At 59.9% G+C, this 2,114-nt stretch carries 1 protein-coding gene; it reads left to right on the forward strand.

Going from position 1 to position 2,114, the window contains the following annotated elements; all coding sequences use genetic code 11:
• The first annotated feature begins 37 nt into the window (after window positions 1–37).
• The gene (gene glyA, locus PY254_RS18025) at window positions 38–1,483 is read left to right on the forward strand and encodes a serine hydroxymethyltransferase (RefSeq protein ID WP_281013428.1); all 1,446 of its coding nucleotides are present in this window, start codon (window positions 38–40) and stop codon (window positions 1,481–1,483) included.
• Window positions 1,484–2,114: the final 631 nt, after the last annotated feature.

Below are 2,114 nucleotides of genomic sequence, written 5' to 3' on the forward strand. Positions count from 1 at the left end.
TCTCTCCTTCGCAAACCAACGATCGCGGAGAATCGGCATGGGAATGCCGGCAAAGCGCGGCGTACCTGACTACGTGAGGGATGGCATGAAGCTGAGTCACATTGAGCACTATCTGATGCAGGGCATCCAGACGCTACGTCGCGACGACCCGGAACTGTTCGACATTCTCGAACGCGAGCATCAGCGGCAATCGGAGTCACTTTCTCTTATCGCCTCCAGCGGCGGCACCGATTCATCAGTGCTAGCGACGGTAGGCAGCACCATCGTCAATGTCACGGCCGAAGGGTATCCGGGCAAGCGCTATCACGCAGGCTGTCGATTTGTCGACATGGCCGAACAGCTCGCCATCGATCGCGCGAAGAAGGTATTCGGCGCACGCTACGTCAACGTGCAGCCGCATTGCGCAAGTTTCGCCAATCACACGGTGATGCAGTCCCTGCTCTCGCCCGGCGACACGATCCTCGGCATGTCGCTGGATCAAGGCGGCCATCTGACCCATGGATCCCCGGTCAATCTCAGCGGCAGGCTTTACAGGGCCATCGGCTACGGCCTGGATTCAAAGGGACTCATTGATTATGGCCAATTGCGCGAGCAGGCCCTCGAACATCGTCCGGGACTGATCGTTTGCGGCACAACCTCCTACACTCGTGTCATCGACTTTGATCGCATTCGTGGTGCAGCCGATGAAGTCGGTGCCTATGTGCTTGCCGACATCACGCATATCGCAGGCCTGGTAGCAGCCGGCGTCCATCCAAGCCCTATCGATGCGGCACACTTCACCACCACCTGTACGTTCAAGCAACTCTACGGCCCGCGTGGCGCGCTCATCATGATGGGGCGCGACGCCGATACCATCGGGCCTGATGGCGCGCGCACCTTGTCCAACGGCATCCAGAGCGCCGTGTTTCCGCTCATGCAGGGCTCTCCCGAAGTGCACACCATTGCCGCCAAAGCGCGTGCCATGGGCCGTCTGCTCGAGCCAGAGTTTCGCGACCTGGCGCGCCGCATCCATGCCAACGCGGCAACGCTTGCCGATGCCCTGCAGGCGCGCGGCTACGAAGTCATTAGTGGCGGCACCGATAACCACATTGTCCTGTTCCGCGTGCCGTCGCATCTCAACGGAGAGGTAGCGACACGTGCACTGGAGCACTGCGGGATCCTGGTGAATAAGAACAAGATTCCTGGCGACTACCGAAGCGCGGCAACTGCGAGCGGTCTGCGTCTGGGCAGCAATACCGTATCGCTGCGCGGCATGGGCAAGAAGCAGATGCACGAGGCCATCGAACTGATTGATGTCGTGCTTAAGCATGCGCATGCCAGCGGCGGTGGCAGTTTCGAGCTCGATGAAAACGTGTACGACCAGGTGAACGGCAGCGTGCGTGAGCTATGCCGCATGTATCCGATGCCGTACGACGCGCTGCCATCGATGCGCGTCGAGCCAGGCCAAGCCGTCACGGAGCCTGCTGTCGCACTTGCGCCTTGATTCACACGTTGAAACGCGCCGTGCAATCCACGGTGCGACGGTTCGGTTTTTGCCAATTTCAAGGATAGTTACCTTGCACGAGTCCATTCCGTCCCCCGAACGCCATTCCATCCCTTCGGATACGGAAGAAGACTTCTGGCGTGATTACCTTGCTGGCCTGCTAACGACAACGCGAATCGGAATGGAGCGCGAAGACGCACTATCGCCTGACGAGTTCGCCGTCGTTCGTACGACACTTGATGCCAGCTCGCTGGATGGCGATGCGGCTCTTGAAACGTATGCTTGCGCGGCGTGGGCCCGCCTGCTTGCCACGTACAGCGGTGAAAACGATGTTGTTTTCGGCGTTGCAGGAGGGCGACCGCTACGCGTACGCGTGGATCCTGCGCAGCGTATCGCTACTTTTCTGGAAACGGTCGCGACGACTATTGCCGACGTATCGGTGCGGCGAGCCACCCCACTCGCTCGCCTGCGTGAGCTGGCAAACCTCGAACCGGGCACGCCACTGTTTGACACCGCCTTGTACGTTGGAAAGCAACAAGGCGTTGAAACAGATGCGGCGTCATCGTCCCTCATTGTGTCGATCGTTGGTGCTCCGACGGTTGAGATCACATTGCGTTACGCAGTGGCCCGC

The organism is Rhodanobacter sp. AS-Z3, assembly GCF_029224025.1.
Lineage (GTDB): Bacteria > Pseudomonadota > Gammaproteobacteria > Xanthomonadales > Rhodanobacteraceae > Rhodanobacter.